This window comes from uncultured Cardiobacterium sp. (genome assembly GCF_938028185.1).
Classification (GTDB): domain Bacteria; phylum Pseudomonadota; class Gammaproteobacteria; order Cardiobacteriales; family Cardiobacteriaceae; genus Cardiobacterium.
The window spans coordinates 1-13,053 of record NZ_CALJAH010000243.1; the positions used below are offsets into that span (position 1 = coordinate 1).

The 13,053-nt window shown below is 60.3% G+C and carries 15 protein-coding genes and 1 tRNA gene; 9 read left to right on the forward strand and 7 right to left on the reverse strand.

Translation table 11 applies throughout. The features are described from left to right. Nucleotides 1-336, forward strand: a 336-nt coding sequence (locus Q0349_RS06985) for a hypothetical protein (protein WP_298080153.1), incomplete at its 5' end; no start/stop codon positions are given. Between the two features lie 109 nt (nucleotides 337-445). Here the strand turns inward: Q0349_RS06985 and Q0349_RS06990 are convergent. Together Q0349_RS06990 and Q0349_RS06995 are read right to left on the reverse strand one after the other, a co-directional pair. Further along, the gene (locus Q0349_RS06990) at nucleotides 446-940 is read right to left on the reverse strand and encodes a hypothetical protein (RefSeq protein ID WP_298080154.1); all 495 of its coding nucleotides are present in this window, start codon (nucleotides 938-940) and stop codon (nucleotides 446-448) included. Next, on the reverse strand, nucleotides 919-1,629 hold the full coding sequence (locus Q0349_RS06995) for a hypothetical protein (protein ID WP_298080155.1): 711 nt from the start codon (nucleotides 1,627-1,629) through the stop codon (nucleotides 919-921). Before Q0349_RS06995 ends, Q0349_RS06990 begins: the two co-directional genes overlap by 22 nt. 188 nt (nucleotides 1,630-1,817) lie before the next feature. On the opposite strand from Q0349_RS06995, the gene Q0349_RS07000 reads away from it, so the two are divergent. Further along, a tRNA-Pro gene (locus Q0349_RS07000) sits at nucleotides 1,818-1,894 on the forward strand. Nucleotides 1,895-2,049: 155 nt separating this feature from the next. Further along, nucleotides 2,050-2,361 carry a PepSY domain-containing protein gene (locus tag Q0349_RS07005; protein WP_298080156.1) on the forward strand — a complete coding sequence of 104 codons (312 nt, stop codon included), beginning with the start codon at nucleotides 2,050-2,052 and terminating at the stop codon, nucleotides 2,359-2,361. 46 nt (nucleotides 2,362-2,407) lie between these two features. Here Q0349_RS07005 and ampD read toward each other — a convergent pair whose 3' ends face one another. From ampD to Q0349_RS07025, 4 genes are all read right to left on the reverse strand, one after another. After that, nucleotides 2,408-2,971: a 1,6-anhydro-N-acetylmuramyl-L-alanine amidase AmpD gene (gene ampD, locus Q0349_RS07010; RefSeq protein ID WP_298080157.1), complete on the reverse strand. Its 564-nt coding sequence runs from the start codon at nucleotides 2,969-2,971 to the stop codon at nucleotides 2,408-2,410. A gap of 70 nt (nucleotides 2,972-3,041) precedes the next feature. Next, nucleotides 3,042-3,878, reverse strand: coding sequence for a PTS system mannose/fructose/sorbose family transporter subunit IID (gene manZ, locus Q0349_RS07015; protein WP_298080158.1), 837 nt, complete (start codon nucleotides 3,876-3,878; stop codon nucleotides 3,042-3,044). Nucleotides 3,879-3,890: 12 nt separating this feature from the next. Next, nucleotides 3,891-4,685, reverse strand: a complete 795-nt coding sequence (locus Q0349_RS07020; RefSeq protein ID WP_298080159.1) for a PTS mannose/fructose/sorbose transporter subunit IIC — start codon at nucleotides 4,683-4,685, stop codon at nucleotides 3,891-3,893. Between the two features lie 9 nt (nucleotides 4,686-4,694). Further along, nucleotides 4,695-5,666 (reverse strand): mannose/fructose/sorbose PTS transporter subunit IIA, encoded by a 972-nt coding sequence (locus Q0349_RS07025; RefSeq protein ID WP_298080160.1) that lies wholly within the window; start codon nucleotides 5,664-5,666, stop codon nucleotides 4,695-4,697. A gap of 182 nt (nucleotides 5,667-5,848) precedes the next feature. On the opposite strand from Q0349_RS07025, the gene miaA reads away from it, so the two are divergent. Beyond that, complete coding sequence (gene miaA / locus Q0349_RS07030; RefSeq protein WP_298080161.1) at nucleotides 5,849-6,799, forward strand: tRNA (adenosine(37)-N6)-dimethylallyltransferase MiaA; 951 nt, start codon at nucleotides 5,849-5,851, stop codon at nucleotides 6,797-6,799. Between the two features lie 31 nt (nucleotides 6,800-6,830). Further along, nucleotides 6,831-7,313 (forward strand): hypothetical protein, encoded by a 483-nt coding sequence (locus Q0349_RS07035; protein ID WP_298080162.1) that lies wholly within the window; start codon nucleotides 6,831-6,833, stop codon nucleotides 7,311-7,313. 493 nt (nucleotides 7,314-7,806) lie between these two features. Here the strand turns inward: Q0349_RS07035 and Q0349_RS07040 are convergent, their stop codons facing one another. After that, the gene (locus Q0349_RS07040; RefSeq protein WP_298080163.1) at nucleotides 7,807-8,907 is read right to left on the reverse strand and encodes a M23 family metallopeptidase; all 1,101 of its coding nucleotides are present in this window, start codon (nucleotides 8,905-8,907) and stop codon (nucleotides 7,807-7,809) included. Nucleotides 8,908-8,962: 55 nt separating this feature from the next. On the opposite strand from Q0349_RS07040, the gene tyrS reads away from it, so the two are divergent. Genes tyrS through Q0349_RS07060 form a run of 4 tightly spaced genes read left to right on the forward strand, consistent with a single transcriptional unit; the run spans nucleotide 8,963 to nucleotide 12,861 of the window. Beyond that, on the forward strand, nucleotides 8,963-10,159 hold the full coding sequence (tyrS, locus tag Q0349_RS07045; RefSeq protein ID WP_298080164.1) for a tyrosine--tRNA ligase: 1,197 nt from the start codon (nucleotides 8,963-8,965) through the stop codon (nucleotides 10,157-10,159). Then, nucleotides 10,156-11,454 (forward strand): serine protease, encoded by a 1,299-nt coding sequence (locus Q0349_RS07050; RefSeq protein WP_298080165.1) that lies wholly within the window; start codon nucleotides 10,156-10,158, stop codon nucleotides 11,452-11,454. Before tyrS ends, Q0349_RS07050 begins: the two co-directional genes overlap by 4 nt. Then, a complete protein-coding gene (locus Q0349_RS07055) occupies nucleotides 11,439-12,338 on the forward strand; it encodes an FHA domain-containing protein (RefSeq protein WP_298080166.1) in 900 nt (299 codons plus the stop codon). Before Q0349_RS07050 ends, Q0349_RS07055 begins: the two co-directional genes overlap by 16 nt. Nucleotides 12,339-12,390: 52 nt before the next feature. Then, the gene (locus Q0349_RS07060; RefSeq protein WP_298080167.1) at nucleotides 12,391-12,861 is read left to right on the forward strand and encodes a Dps family protein; all 471 of its coding nucleotides are present in this window, start codon (nucleotides 12,391-12,393) and stop codon (nucleotides 12,859-12,861) included. Nucleotides 12,862-13,053 lie beyond the last annotated feature (192 nt).

Below are 13,053 nucleotides of genomic sequence, written 5' to 3' on the forward strand. Positions count from 1 at the left end.
CTGCCCGATGAATTTCCCTTCCTCGTCGGAGCGGAACAAGTACCGATGGATGTCGGCTATTGCTACAAGCAGCTTCAGATTCTTTTTGTGCCTGTCTGGAATTACAACGAGCATTATTGTGGCTATATCGACGACAAGCGCTATTCGGATATCAGCAAGGAGGATATGCTGGAAGTGTCCAAAGCGCTGTCGCTGGATACCAGTTGGGATAATGATGAACCCAAAATTCCTTTTTGGGATCGCATTGGCGGCAAACTGGTGCTGGGTGCCGTTGTGCTCTTTGCCATTTATCGCGGCATTCGCAATAAAAGAGAGGAAGCGGAGGAGGATGATTAAGTCTTGCTTTCAGGAATGGAAAAACGCCCGGCAACGGGCGTTTTTTTGGGATTTATTTCCGCAGCGCCATCATTATTTTGCTAGTAATGGAATGCCGCGTTTTTTATGTTTATTTGCGGCTGCTACGGAAATTGTCGAGATAGGGATTCATATCCAGTTTCCAGCCATTGTCGGTTTTGCGCCAGCGGGTAATCAGCGCGGTGCCATTGACGACGCGGCTGCTGTCCGGTTCGTAGGCGTGCAGCACTACCAGCACTTGATCGACGTCGTTGATTTCGCTGGACTGCATTTTTTTGGCGGTGAAGACGGCCTTGTTGCTGTCAATGCCCGCCTCGCTGAAGGTCTGGCGCAGGAATTGCCCCATCATTTGCACCGCCTTGCGTAGCCGTTTTTGTCCTTCTTTGCTGTTGGCGGTGTTGCCGTCAAGGAAGGCAATATCGGCGATGGTCTGTTTTTCCAGTCCTTTTTCGTTTTTTATCAGCGACTGCATGAATTTTTCGGCCTTGGCGCCGACTGCCAGTTCGTCTTCGGTCGGCGGTGCGCTGGCGCAGGCAGCAAGCAGCGCGGTCAAAAGCAGCGCGATTATTCTTGCGGTACGAGCCATTTGCCCCCCTGGTTGGTCATTTTGAGGTTGAGGTCATGGCTGGTGCCGTTGCCGTAGATGACGCGGGCGTCGAGGCTGGCGTCGTTGCCCTGCTGGCGCACGCTTTGCGGTGCAATCTGGATTTGGCGCACGCCCTGTTTTTCGCCGGCGAAGTATTCGTTGCTGCCCGCTTTCATCAGCAGCGCGCCTTTGGCGGTGCGCTCGTCCCACCAGCTTTGTCGCGGGTTGTAGGGGACGAAGGCGTAACGCCAGGCGGTTTCGCCATCGCCACGGTAAAGCGCGTTCAGGTAGGCCTGGGCGGTGGCGGTGATGTCGCTGCCGCCTTCGATGCTGCCGCTGTAGGCGGCGGCGCTCACTTGCGGGCGTGGCGCGCGGCCGCCGTTGTCGCGCATGACGCTGATGTCGTCGCTTTGCCAGGCGGGGGAGAAGTCTTCGTCAATGGCGACGCGGGGCGCAGGCGGCGGTTCGTAATAGGTTCCGGGTTCCGGCGGTGCGTCCATGCCGCCATCGTCTTCCATGCTGGTCAGTTGCGGATATTCGTAGAGGTCTTCCACGGCGTTGCCATCGGTACTGATGGATTCCAGCGCGAGGGTGTCGTTGTTTTCGTATTGGTAGGGGGGCGCGGAACCGCAGGCGCCGAGCAGCAATATGCCCAGAGCGAGGAATCCGTACCGTAACGCTGTCTGCATCTTTGCACTCCGCAGGGGGGAAAGGGCGCACAAAATAGCGATTCGCCCCTACAGGGTCAAGTATCGTTTTTACGACAGTTTTTGCCGGTAAATGCCTGCCAGTACGCGCTTTTTCTGCCTTTTGCCGATGGCTTTGCGTGCGCGTCTTGCAAAGCGGCAACAGGCGTGTATAATCCGCGCTCTCTTATCGGGGTGTAGCGCAGTCTGGTAGCGCGCTTCGTTCGGGACGAAGAGGTCGCAGGTTCAAATCCTGTCTCCCCGACCATTTTTCTCCAGTTAAAAAGATTTCGGGCTTTATGCCCGATTTTTTTATGTCCGCCTTTTGGAGCGAGGCGCTAATGCTCGCCTAAATGTTTCTGCCTACAATGCGGGCAACTGGCCGTTGGCCGCCATGTTTTTCTTTTTGACCCCGGAGTTTTTATGAGCAAAGCCCTGTTATCCGTAATGAGCGCCACTTTTGTCGCCGCCTTTGTCTTCGCCATTTCGCCCGCCCATGCCGATGACGACCGCGATTATTATCAGCAGCACCGTCGCCAGTTCATCAGTTATGAAAAGGCGGCGAGTATTGCCGCCCGTGCGGTGAAAGGTGGTGTCGTGACGGATTTGGAATTTGATCACGATCGCCGTGGCGATCATTTTGATGCGGATGTGCGCGATGCCAACGGACATGAATACGAGATAAAAATTGACGCGCGCAGCGGCAAGGTTTTGTCAAAGCAGCGGGATGATTAACCGCCATGTTCGCTATAAGAAACGGAGCGCCTGGACGCTCCGTTTTTTATGGTTGTTTGGCAGTGAGCAGGGTGCGGTAGTAATGCCAGTTAAATGCCGGGCCGGGGTCGGTTTTGCGGTCGGGGGCGATGTCGCTGTGGCCGGTAATGCGCGTCGGGGTGATGCGCGGGTGGCGGGCGATGATGGCGCGGCTAAGGGCGGCAAGTGCCTGATACTGGCGCAGGGTGTAGGGCGCATGGTCGCTACCGTTCAGCTCGATGCCTATGCTGAAATCGTTGCAGTTTTCCCGCCGCTGATAGCGGGAGACGCCCGCGTGCCAGGCGCGCGCAACGGTCGGCACATATTGGGTAATGCTGCCGTCGCGCAGGATGAGGAAATGGGCGGCGACGCGCAGCCCGGCAATGGCATCAAGATAGGGGTGTTCGTGCCGCAATGCGGGCAAGGTGCCGGCAAAGAGCGCATTGATGTAGCGGTCGCCATGAACACCGGGCGGCAGGCTGATGTTGTGGATGACGAGCAGGCTGATGTCGTCCGGGTCGGGGCGGTCGTTGTGATGCGGGCTGGGGCGGCGGCGGGCGGCATCTAGCCAGCCGTTCGGGTCAAGGTTCATCGGGTATTTCCGGATGCGTACAAGGAAACCGCCCGCACGGCGGCGGGCGGTGTTGAGGCGCGGTGCCGTTTTACAGCCCGAAGATGCCCGCGTAGCGTCCGCCAACGCCGACGACAAACATCACCAGGATGATGGCAATGGCGCTGACTTTCTTCTTCAGCAGGTACATACAGAGGAAGGTGAGCAGCAGCGGCACCAGGTTGGGCAGCAGATCGTCCAGTACCGACTGCACGGTGGTGACGACTTCTTCGCCCGCCTGGTTTTTATAGCGCGCGATTTCCAGCGGGATTTTCAGGCTCGCCCAGCGCGCCACCAGTCCGCCCATGACGAAGAGGCCGAGGATGGAGGCGCCGGTGGTCAGTTTTTGCAACTGGCCGCCTTCCATGTCCTGCACGATTTCGGTGCCTTTCTGGTAGCCGTATTGCATGCTGTACCAGCGGGTGATGACACGGATGAGGTTGATGCCGACGAAGAAGAGTATCGGCCCCAGGATGTTGCCGTTTTCCAGCGCCAGCGATGCGCCGAGGGCGGCCAAGATGATGCGCGCCGTGCCCCAGTAAATCGGGTCGCCGACGCCGGCCAGCGGCCCCATCAGCCCGACTTTGACGCCGCTGATGGCGCCGTCGTCAATCGGCGCACCGTTGGCGCGTTCTTCTTCCATCGCCGCCGTCACGCCCATGATGGCAGAGCCTATCCACGGCTGGGTATTGAAGAATTCGAGGTGGCGCTTCAGCGCGGCCGCCTGGTCTTCCTTTTTGCTGTAGAGGCGGCGGATGGCGGGCATCATGGTGACGCAGAAGCCCATTGACTGCATCCGCTCAAAGTTGAACGAGCCAAGGAGGAAGGTGGAGCGCCAGTACATACTGCGCAGGTCGCCTTTGGTCAGTTTTTTTGCTTTTTCGCTCATGGGGTTGCTCCTTTATAGTCCTTCGAGTTCGTCATCGGCGAGCGGGGCTTGCCGCGCGGCGGGGGCGTTGCCGCCAGCACTTTTGTTGAAGCGCGGGCTGAGTTGCACGTAAACGATGGCCAGCACAGTGCCGATGATGCCGAGGCCGATGAGGTTGTAGCCGGAGAAGACGGCGATGACGAAGCCGAGGAAGAAGAACGGCATCAGCGCGCGGGCGCTCATCATGTTAATCACCATCGCGTAACCGACGACGACGACGACGTTACCGGCGATGCGCAGCCCTTCGGCGACTTCCACCGGAATCTGTTTGAGGAAGTCCTGCACGCTGCTTGCTTCGGCAGTGGCGACGACAATCGCCGCCGGGATGGCGACGCGCAAGCCTTGCAACAGCAGCGCGCCGAAGTGGCAAAGCTCAATGCCGCGGAAATTCGCCTCTTTGGCGAAATTGTCCGCCTGGTGCTGGAAGAAAACGGCAATGGTGCGCACGAAAATGGTCAGCACCTGCCCGGCAATCGCCACGGAAACGGCGATGGCGATACTTTCCTGCGGATTCTGCCCGCCCTTGATGACAAGAATGGCGGTGATGACGCTGGCGAGTGCCGCGTCCGGCGCCATTGCCGCGCCGACGTTCATCCAGCCCAGAGCCAGCAGCTCCAGCGTGCCGCCGACCATGACGCCGGTTTTCAAATCGCCCAGGGCGAGGCCAATCAAAGTACAGGCGACTAGCGGGCGGTGAGTTTGCCGTTCATCGAGTACCGAGCCCATGCCACAGATGAGGCCGACCAGTGTTACCCAAAAAATTTCCATCTGAATCTCCTAGAATTTTACATTTGCCAGTTTGGGCATGACGTCTTCGGCGGGCGAAGTGGCGAGCTGTTGCAGCGTCATCTTCACGCCCATTTCATGCAGGCGCTTGAAGGCGGCGACATCATCGGCATCCACCGCGACCGCCTGACTGATCAGCTTGCAGCCTTCGCGGTGGGTCATGCCGCCGACATTCACCTGCTTGATGTCCACGCCGCCCTCAATCAGCCGGACGATGTCGCCCGGTTTCGTCACCAGCCACAGCACCTTGCGGTCGGCGTACATCGGGTTGTGCCAGACCTTGATCGCCTTATCGACCGTAATCACATAAGACTGCAAATGCGCGGGCGCGACCTGGAGCAGCAGCTTGCTGCGCAGCGGGTCATTGGCGACCTCGTCGCTGATGGCAAAAATCGCGTCGCACTTGACCGCCTTCGCCCAGGAAGTGGCGACCTGACCGTGAATGAGGCGGCTGTCAATGCGCAACAGCGGAATCTGCATATGGCCGGAAGTGGGGCGACCGGCGCGGCGGTCGGCCAGCGGTGCGGCGGCTTCGGCAGGCGCGGCAGCGGGGGCGGCGGCGGACGGCAGCGCATTGCGGAAAGCCTTCGTCCCTTCCATCGAAGCAGTAAAAGCGCGCTTGACCAAATCGGCGACGGTGCTTTTCTCGTCGCGGCTGTCAAGCAGCTCCAGCAACATCGGCAAATTCACCCCGGAAAGCACATCGGCGCGCGCAGTCGGCGCGGCGACGCGGATGGCGGCGTTGTACGGACTGCCGCCGAACAAATCGACGAGAAACAGCACATCATCGCTGATGCCCGCCTCCGCCATAATCGCCTCGTACTTGCGGATCAAGTCCTCCGGCCCCTCGCCGGGCATGAACGTCACCGCGTGGACGTCTTCAGCCTCGCCAAACACCATCGCGGCGGAATTGACGAGCTCCTCGGCAAACCGCCCGTGGCAGGCAACAATTAAATGAATCATCGAGTTATCACTCCCATCAAAAGGATTGCAACAGGCGCGGACGCCTGCATCCTGCTGCCGGCGTGGCACGCAAACCCGTCGCAGCGGAAAAATCATATAAGAAAACGTAACAAACCGTTAAAAATTTGTGGCCGACAGCGCCGGGGGCGACAATAACCGCCCGCAATCCAGGAGAACCCCGCGTGCAACCCGTTATCTGCCTCATCGGCCCGACCGCCTCCGGCAAAACCGCGCTCGCCTTCGCCCTCGCCGACCGCTACCCCGTTCACCTCATCAGCGTCGATTCCGCGCAAATCTACCGTGGCATGAACATCGGCAGCGCCAAACCGGACGCCGCCACCCTCGCCCGCTACCCGCACGCGCTGATAAACATCCTCGAGCCGGAAGAACCTTACTCCGCCGGACGCTTCGCCGCCGACGCCCGCCGCGAAATCGCCGCCGCACACGCGCGCGGCCAAATCCCGCTGCTCGTCGGCGGCACCATGCTCTACTACCACACCCTCTACACCGGGCTGGACGACCTGCCGCCCGCCGACCCGGAAAACCGCGCCCGCATCGAGGCGCGCCTCGCCACCGTTGGCAGCGCCGCGCTGCACGCCGAACTCGCCCGCGTCGATCCGCAAAGCGCCGCCACCATCCAGCCGAACGACCGCCAGCGCCTGGTGCGCGCGCTCGAACTGCTTGCCACCACCGGCCAGCCGCCGAGCGCGCTCTACGCCGCGCAACAAACCCGCCGCCCGCCGTGGCCGACACTCGCCATCGGCCTCAACCCGGCACGCGCCGTGCTACACCAACGCATTGGCGAGCGCTTTCACGCGATGATTGCAGAAGGTCTCATAGACGAAGTAGCGGCGCTGAAAACCCGCCCGCAACTCAGCCTCGCCGCACCATCCATGCGCAGCGTCGGCTACCGCCAAATCTGGCAATACCTGGACGGCGCCTGCGACCGCGCCACCGCCATCGAACAGGCCATCATCGCCAGCCGCCAACTGGCCAAACGGCAAATCACCTGGATGAACAACCGCCTTGGCCGCGAACTCGCCATCTGCCAGTACGACCCGCTCGCAAACCCCGCCGCACCGCTGCTGGCCGTGGAAAAATACCTGCAACAACCCCAGGCAAAGCCGATATAATTACCATCCGTTAAAGAAACACGAGAACCAGATGAAAAAACACCTGCTCACCCTCCTGCTCCTCGCCAGCGGCGCCCTGGCCGCGCCGACTGCCAGCGTCAGCGGCAACTGGCGCTGCCAGACCGTCAGCTACCAACAATACGGCAACAACTACCTGATCTTCATCGACAAAACCCACTGGCAGCACAAAGAAGACGGCAGCCTGCACGGCGAGGGCAAAGTCGAAGTGCGCATCCACAGCAAGACCAACCCGACCCTGCGCCTCTACTTTGACTACGCCTCGGACGGCAGTTGGCAACAAATCGGCGACCGCCTGCTGATTGAGACCATCAAGCCGCGCTTCGTCACCTCCGGCAAAACCGCGGCGCAACTGCGCCCGGCGGCGGAAAACATCGCACACGACGTCAACAGCAAACCGCAACAGACCGTCGCCTCCAACATCATCTTCGTCAATGCGCGCCAACTCATCCTCGAAGACCGCGAAAGCCACGACTTCACCCGCTGCCGTCGCTGACGGATTCCTGTCCATGAATTCCCGCTCATAAAAAAACCGCCGCTGACCACGGCGGTTTTTTTATGAAATGCACTGAAAAGTATGGCTATATGGTCCGCGCTGGTCATGCGCCGGGGTAATGTGCGCAGCAATGCAGCAGCGGTTTTTCGTCCGTGGTGCGTGCGCAATCCTGTGTCATCCTTGCGATTTTTTCTCGCCGACGTCGGCAGTCCCAATGTTGTCCACAAATTTTGGGGATAAATCGCGGCGGTGGTATTGGTCGGCAGTCATCGTTGCGCGGGTGCGTTATCCACAAATCCAGCGCTGGCGCGGCGGTCGGGATTGCAAGTGGAAAAAGCGCTTTGTTTACCGCAGTCTCTTTTATCCCGATGTTTTTGCTATGTTTTTATCGCGACACCCGCCCTGCACCACGCGGCGCAAACGGCGGTGAATATTGCGTTTTTTGGCAAAACGCGCGAGTTGTCCACCGGGTTATCCACATCCTGCCGGAGCGTTATGGGCTGTTCCCCGCCAGCCGGTTCATTTCCTGGTCGAACTGGTCGCAGCGGTAGCGCCAGGCGTCCTTGTTGTTGGCCGCCAGCGGGCGCGTGCTCGGCAGGCTGACGGTCATCGGGTCGTGCGGGATGTCGTCTATGCGCACTTCGTAGTGCAGGTGGCTGCCGGTGGAGCGACCGCTGTTGCCCAAGTTGCCGATGGTCTGGCCGCGTTTGACGCTGTCGCCGGTTTCCACTTGCGCGGCGGAGAGGTGGGCGTAGCGGGTCTGGTAGCCGTTCGGATGGTCGATGATGACGACGCGACCATAGCCGCCCTGCCAGCCGGAGAAGCGGACGATGCCGTCGCCGGTGGCGTGTACCGCGCTGCCATAGGCGGCCTTGAAGTCGGTGCCTTCGTGCGGGCGGATGATGCGGGTGATGGGGTGGACGCGCATCGGGTCAAAGGGCGAGGTGATGTGGTCGTAGCTCGCAAGCGGGATGCGGTCCATCATCGCCTCGGGCGCATTGCCGTCGTGGTCGTAGTACCAGGTGTTTTTGTTTTCGTGGCGGGCGTACCAGGTGTTGCTGCCGCTCCGGGTGTTAAGGCGCAAGGCGATGATTTTGCTGTTTTTCGGGTCGATTTTGCCGTCTTTTTCGTAGTCGGCGTAGTAGAGGTCGATGTGGGTCAGCGCGCCGTCTTCGAGGCGGTGTTGCAGCGGCTCAAGCTGGGCGACCAGGGTCGGGTTGAAGCCGCTTTTTTGCAGGTGGTACCAGTAGTCGCCGGAAAGCCGCCAGGTTTGATAGTGTTTGATGAAGCGGCCATTGTCGGTGGTTTTCGCCGGTGGTTTGGCGCTCGTGGGCGGGCCGGGGATTTCTTTGGGCGGCGGCGCGGGCGGCTGTGGGGACGGCGGTGCGGCGGGTTCGTCTTCGTAGTCGTCGTCTGCAAAGTCGTCGGTGGTTAGGGCTTCGGGCGGGGTTACGGTATGATGCGCGCTCTTGTATTCGGGCAACCAGAAGTCCGCTGGCAAGAGGGCGTACAGGGCGACGCCGAGGAAGCCGATGAGGGCTATCCACGGCAAGAGGCGTCGTTGGGTGCGGTCGTTATGCAGTTCTGGTGGCATTTTTGTTCCTTTGGCGCGCGTTTGGCGCGCATTTTAGCTTTTTTCGGAGGTTTTTATGGTCGTGGATGAGCAGTTGGCGCTGTTTGGCCGTGGTGCGGTGGATTTTGTCGGCGCGGAGGATTTGCGCGAAAAACTCGCGGCGGGCAAGAAGCTGCGGGTCAAGCTCGGCATGGATCCGACCGCGCCGGATTTGCATTTTGGTCATACGGTGGTGCTGAACAAGTTGCGCCAGTTTCAGGATGCCGGGCATCAGGTGCTGTTTTTGATTGGCGATTTCACCGCACGCATAGGCGATCCTTCCGGCAAGAGCGCGACCCGTCCGCCGCTGTCCACCGAGCAGGTGCTTGCCAATGCGGAGACGTACAAGGAGCAGGTGTTCAAGATTCTTGACCCGGCGAAGACGGAGATTCTTTTTAATTCAAGCTGGATGGAGCCGATGCAGGCAGCGGATGTCATCCGCCTCGCCGCGAAGTACACGGTGGCGCGCATTCTGGAGCGCGATGATTTCCACAAGCGCTATACCGAGGGGCGGCCGATTGCGGTGCATGAGTTTTTGTACCCGCTGACCCAGGGCTATGATTCGGTGGCGATGGAGGCGGATGTGGAGCTGGGCGGCACCGACCAGAAGTTCAACTTGCTGGTTGGCCGCGATTTGCAGCGCGAGTACGGCCAGTCGCCGCAGGCGATTATTACCATGCCGATTCTGGAAGGCCTGGACGGTGTGCAGAAGATGAGCAAGTCGCTTGGCAATTATGTCGGCATTTTTGATGCACCGAACGAGATGTTCGGCAAGATTATGTCGGTGTCGGACGAGCTGATGTGGCGCTGGTTCACCCTGCTCTCGTTCCGCTCAATGGCCGAGATTGAGGCGCTGCAAGCGGAGGTCGCCGCCGGACGCAATCCGCGCGATGTGAAGTTTGAGCTGGCGCGCGAGCTGGTCGCCCGTTTCCACGATGAGGCGGCGGCGGCAGCGGCGCAGGAGGCGTTTGTCAATCGCTTCGCCAGGAATGAAATCCCGGAAGACCTTGAGGAAATCCGTCTGGATGCCCCCGATGGCGCGCTTGGTATCGGCCAGGTACTGAAGGCGGCGGGGCTGGTCAGCAGTACCTCGGAAGGGTTGCGCATGGTCGATGGCGGCGCGGTCAAGATTGACGGCGAGCGCGTCGAAAGCCGCGATTTCAAGCTGGCACGCGGTTTCAGCGGTATCGTGCAAGCGGGCAAACGCCGCATTGTCAAGGTGGTCATCGCATGAGAAAGCTGCTCCTCCTCGGCGCGCTGCTTGCGGGCAGCGCCTTTGCCCAGCCGGTACTGCCCGCGCAGAATGAGAAAGGCGAGACGGCAGCGGTGCCGTTCTCGGTCAATGCGCTCTTTGCCTCTTATAAACCCAGCATCTATCAGGTGCGCACCATCAACACCGCTACGGGTCAGAAAACCAGCATCGGCTCCGGTTTCGTCATCGGCGACGGCAAGATGATTGCCACCAACTACCACGTCATCGCCGACGCGGTAAACAAGGAAAAGCACGAAATCGAGTACATCAGCACCGACGACCGCGAAGGCAAACTGCGCCTGCTCGCGGTGGACGTGGTGCATGACCTCGCCATCGTCGCCGCCGACCACGACCTCGGCAAACCCTTCAAACTGCTCGGCGGCATCCCCGAACAGGGCGAAGCGCTCTACGCGCTGGGCAACCCCGGCGATTTGGGCTTCATCATCGTCGATGGCATCAACAACGGTATCCTGCAAAAAAGCGCGCGCTCGCGCATCCTCTTCTCCGGCGCGATTAACAGCGGCATGAGCGGCGGGCCGACGGTGAACAAGGGCGGCGAAGTCGTCGGCATCAACGTCGAAAGCCAGGGCAACGACATCGGCTTCCTCGTCCCTGCCAGCCACCTTGCCGACCTGCTCAAACAGGCGGAAGGCGGCGCGGTGAACATCAACGAATCCATCGCCGACCAGCTCTTTGCCGACAACGACAAATACTACACCCCGTTTTTCAGCGGCAAATGGAAAACCGCCACCATCGGCCACTTCAAAGTGCCGACCGAAATCGGCGGCGACCTGCGCTGTTGGGACGTCTCGCCCGAAGCCCAACTGGAAGACCTCGCCGTCAGCGAATCCGTCGTCTGCCAGTCCGACCGCACCACCTACATCAGCCGCGACATCCAGATTGGCGTGATGGGCTTCATCTACAGCAACTTCTACGCGCGCGAGCCGATGCTCACCTCGCGCTTCTACCACCTCTACAGCCAGGAATACCGCCTGCCGACCGAACACCGCAGCAGCCGCGACTACGGCGACTTCAACTGCAAGGCGGACTTCGTCAGCATCGGCGGCAAACCCTTCAAAACCACCTACTGCACCCAGCCCTCGAAAAAATTCATCAAGGGCGACGAAGCCGTCTCTGACCTCTACCTCATCGCCGCGCAAATCGGTGAAAAACAACAAGGCTTCACCATCACCCTGATGCTCACCGGCATCCAGGAAAACCTCGGCAAGCGCGTCATGGCACACATACTGGAACAAATCACATGGCAACAGAACTGACCGTCGAAAACCAGGACAACATCTACCGCGTCCACACCTACCCGGTGCGCATCGGCCGCGCCAAAGACAACGACATCATCGTCAAGGCGCCCTTTGTCGCCGACTACCACGCCGTCATCGAACAGGGCGCACAAGGCCTCACCATCCGCAGCCTCGAACAAAGCCACGCCAACGGCGAACGCATCCACACCACCCGCCCGCTCGCCGCCAACACCCTGCTGCAAATCGGCACCGCCACCCTGAAAATCTGGCTTGACCCGGCCAAACCGATGCCGCTCGCCCACAAACAGCGGCGCTGGTGGCCGCTGTTCACCCACCCGGCCGCCGTCGCCGCGTGGTTCATCGCCGCCATCTTCCTCACCATGTGGCAAGGCTACCTCGACAGCCCGCAAAGCTACATCGTCGATTACAACCGCCTCATCACCACCATCATCACCCTGCTCGGTCTCACCTGGATTACCCACACCATGATTCAGCCGCTGGCACGGCGCTACCTCATCCTGCCCGTCCTCGGCCTCGTCAGCGCCTACAGCGCGCTCGGCGACCTCCTCTCCGCCGCCGCCGACTGGTACGGCTTCCAGACCAGCAGCACCAGCGCCGACACCTGGGCGACCATCCTCGGCTTCGCCGGCTTCCTCTGGCTCTACCGCGCCTTTTTGCGCGACCACATCCCGCTCGCCGGCCGCATCCTCTGGCGCGCCACCGTCCTGACCCTGCTGCCGACACTATTGCTCGTCTCCTACAGCTACCTGCGCGAACACGACTTCTACAGCCAGCGCCCCGGCAGCTACCCGGTGTACCAGAACAAACTGCAAAGCAGCATCATGCTCAATAGCCAAATAAAACCAATCAAAAACTTCTTTTCGATTGACAAAAACGAATAACGCGCTACAATGCGCGCCGTTGAAAGTTCCATAACCAACCGGAGAAAACACCATGAGCATTAACATTGGCATCACCGAAGCCCAACGCAAAACCATCGCCGAAGGCCTCGCCAAAGTCCTGGCCGACAGCTACACCCTCTACCTCAAGACCCACAAATTCCACTGGAACGTCGAAGGGCCGATGTTCCGCACCCTGCACCTGATGTTTGAAGAGCAGTACACCGAGCTGGCGACCGCTGTCGATGAAATCGCCGAACGCATCCGCGCGCTGGGCTTCCCGGCACCGGGCTCCTACAGTGAATTTGCCGCGCTGACCGAAATCAAGGAAAACACCGGCAAGCCGGACGCGCTGACCATGATCCGCGAACTGGTCGAAGGCCAGGAAACCGTGGTACGCACCTGCCGCACCCTCTTCCCGGCAGTCGATGAAGCCAACGACGAAGCCACCGCAGATCTGCTCACCAACCGTATGCAAACCCACGAAAAAGCCGCGTGGATGCTGCGCGCGCTGCTGGAAAAATAAACCGGCACACACCCCAATACGAATAACGACACACACTCGCCAAAACCCGCCGCCAGGCGGGTTTTGTTTTGCCTGCGTTTGACAAAAGCCGCCCCTGCGGCAAACCGCGCTGCGGGCTTTACCCTGCGGGGGCAGGTTGGGGGGCTTATCCGCCGAATGGTATAGCCATCCACCGAAAGTTTCAGACAAGGC

What these genes read in the sequence shown, in the direction of transcription:
- Q0349_RS06990 (WP_298080154.1), bottom strand. Translation starts at nt 940, where the DNA reads ATGGCTCGTACCGCAAGAATAATCGCGCTGCTTTTGACCGCGCTGCTT.
- Q0349_RS06995 (WP_298080155.1), bottom strand. Translation starts at nt 1,629, where the DNA reads ATGCAGACAGCGTTACGGTACGGATTCCTCGCTCTGGGCATATTGCTG.
- Q0349_RS07005 (WP_298080156.1), top strand. Translation starts at nt 2,050, where the DNA reads ATGAGCAAAGCCCTGTTATCCGTAATGAGCGCCACTTTTGTCGCCGCC.
- ampD (WP_298080157.1), bottom strand. Translation starts at nt 2,971, where the DNA reads ATGAACCTTGACCCGAACGGCTGGCTAGATGCCGCCCGCCGCCGCCCC.
- manZ (WP_298080158.1), bottom strand. Translation starts at nt 3,878, where the DNA reads ATGAGCGAAAAAGCAAAAAAACTGACCAAAGGCGACCTGCGCAGTATG.
- Q0349_RS07020 (WP_298080159.1), bottom strand. Translation starts at nt 4,685, where the DNA reads ATGGAAATTTTTTGGGTAACACTGGTCGGCCTCATCTGTGGCATGGGC.
- Q0349_RS07025 (WP_298080160.1), bottom strand. Translation starts at nt 5,666, where the DNA reads ATGATTCATTTAATTGTTGCCTGCCACGGGCGGTTTGCCGAGGAGCTC.
- Q0349_RS07035 (WP_298080162.1), top strand. Translation starts at nt 6,831, where the DNA reads ATGAAAAAACACCTGCTCACCCTCCTGCTCCTCGCCAGCGGCGCCCTG.
- Q0349_RS07040 (WP_298080163.1), bottom strand. Translation starts at nt 8,907, where the DNA reads ATGCCACCAGAACTGCATAACGACCGCACCCAACGACGCCTCTTGCCG.
- tyrS (WP_298080164.1), top strand. Translation starts at nt 8,963, where the DNA reads ATGGTCGTGGATGAGCAGTTGGCGCTGTTTGGCCGTGGTGCGGTGGAT.
- Q0349_RS07050 (WP_298080165.1), top strand. Translation starts at nt 10,156, where the DNA reads ATGAGAAAGCTGCTCCTCCTCGGCGCGCTGCTTGCGGGCAGCGCCTTT.
- Q0349_RS07055 (WP_298080166.1), top strand. Translation starts at nt 11,439, where the DNA reads ATGGCAACAGAACTGACCGTCGAAAACCAGGACAACATCTACCGCGTC.
- Q0349_RS07060 (WP_298080167.1), top strand. Translation starts at nt 12,391, where the DNA reads ATGAGCATTAACATTGGCATCACCGAAGCCCAACGCAAAACCATCGCC.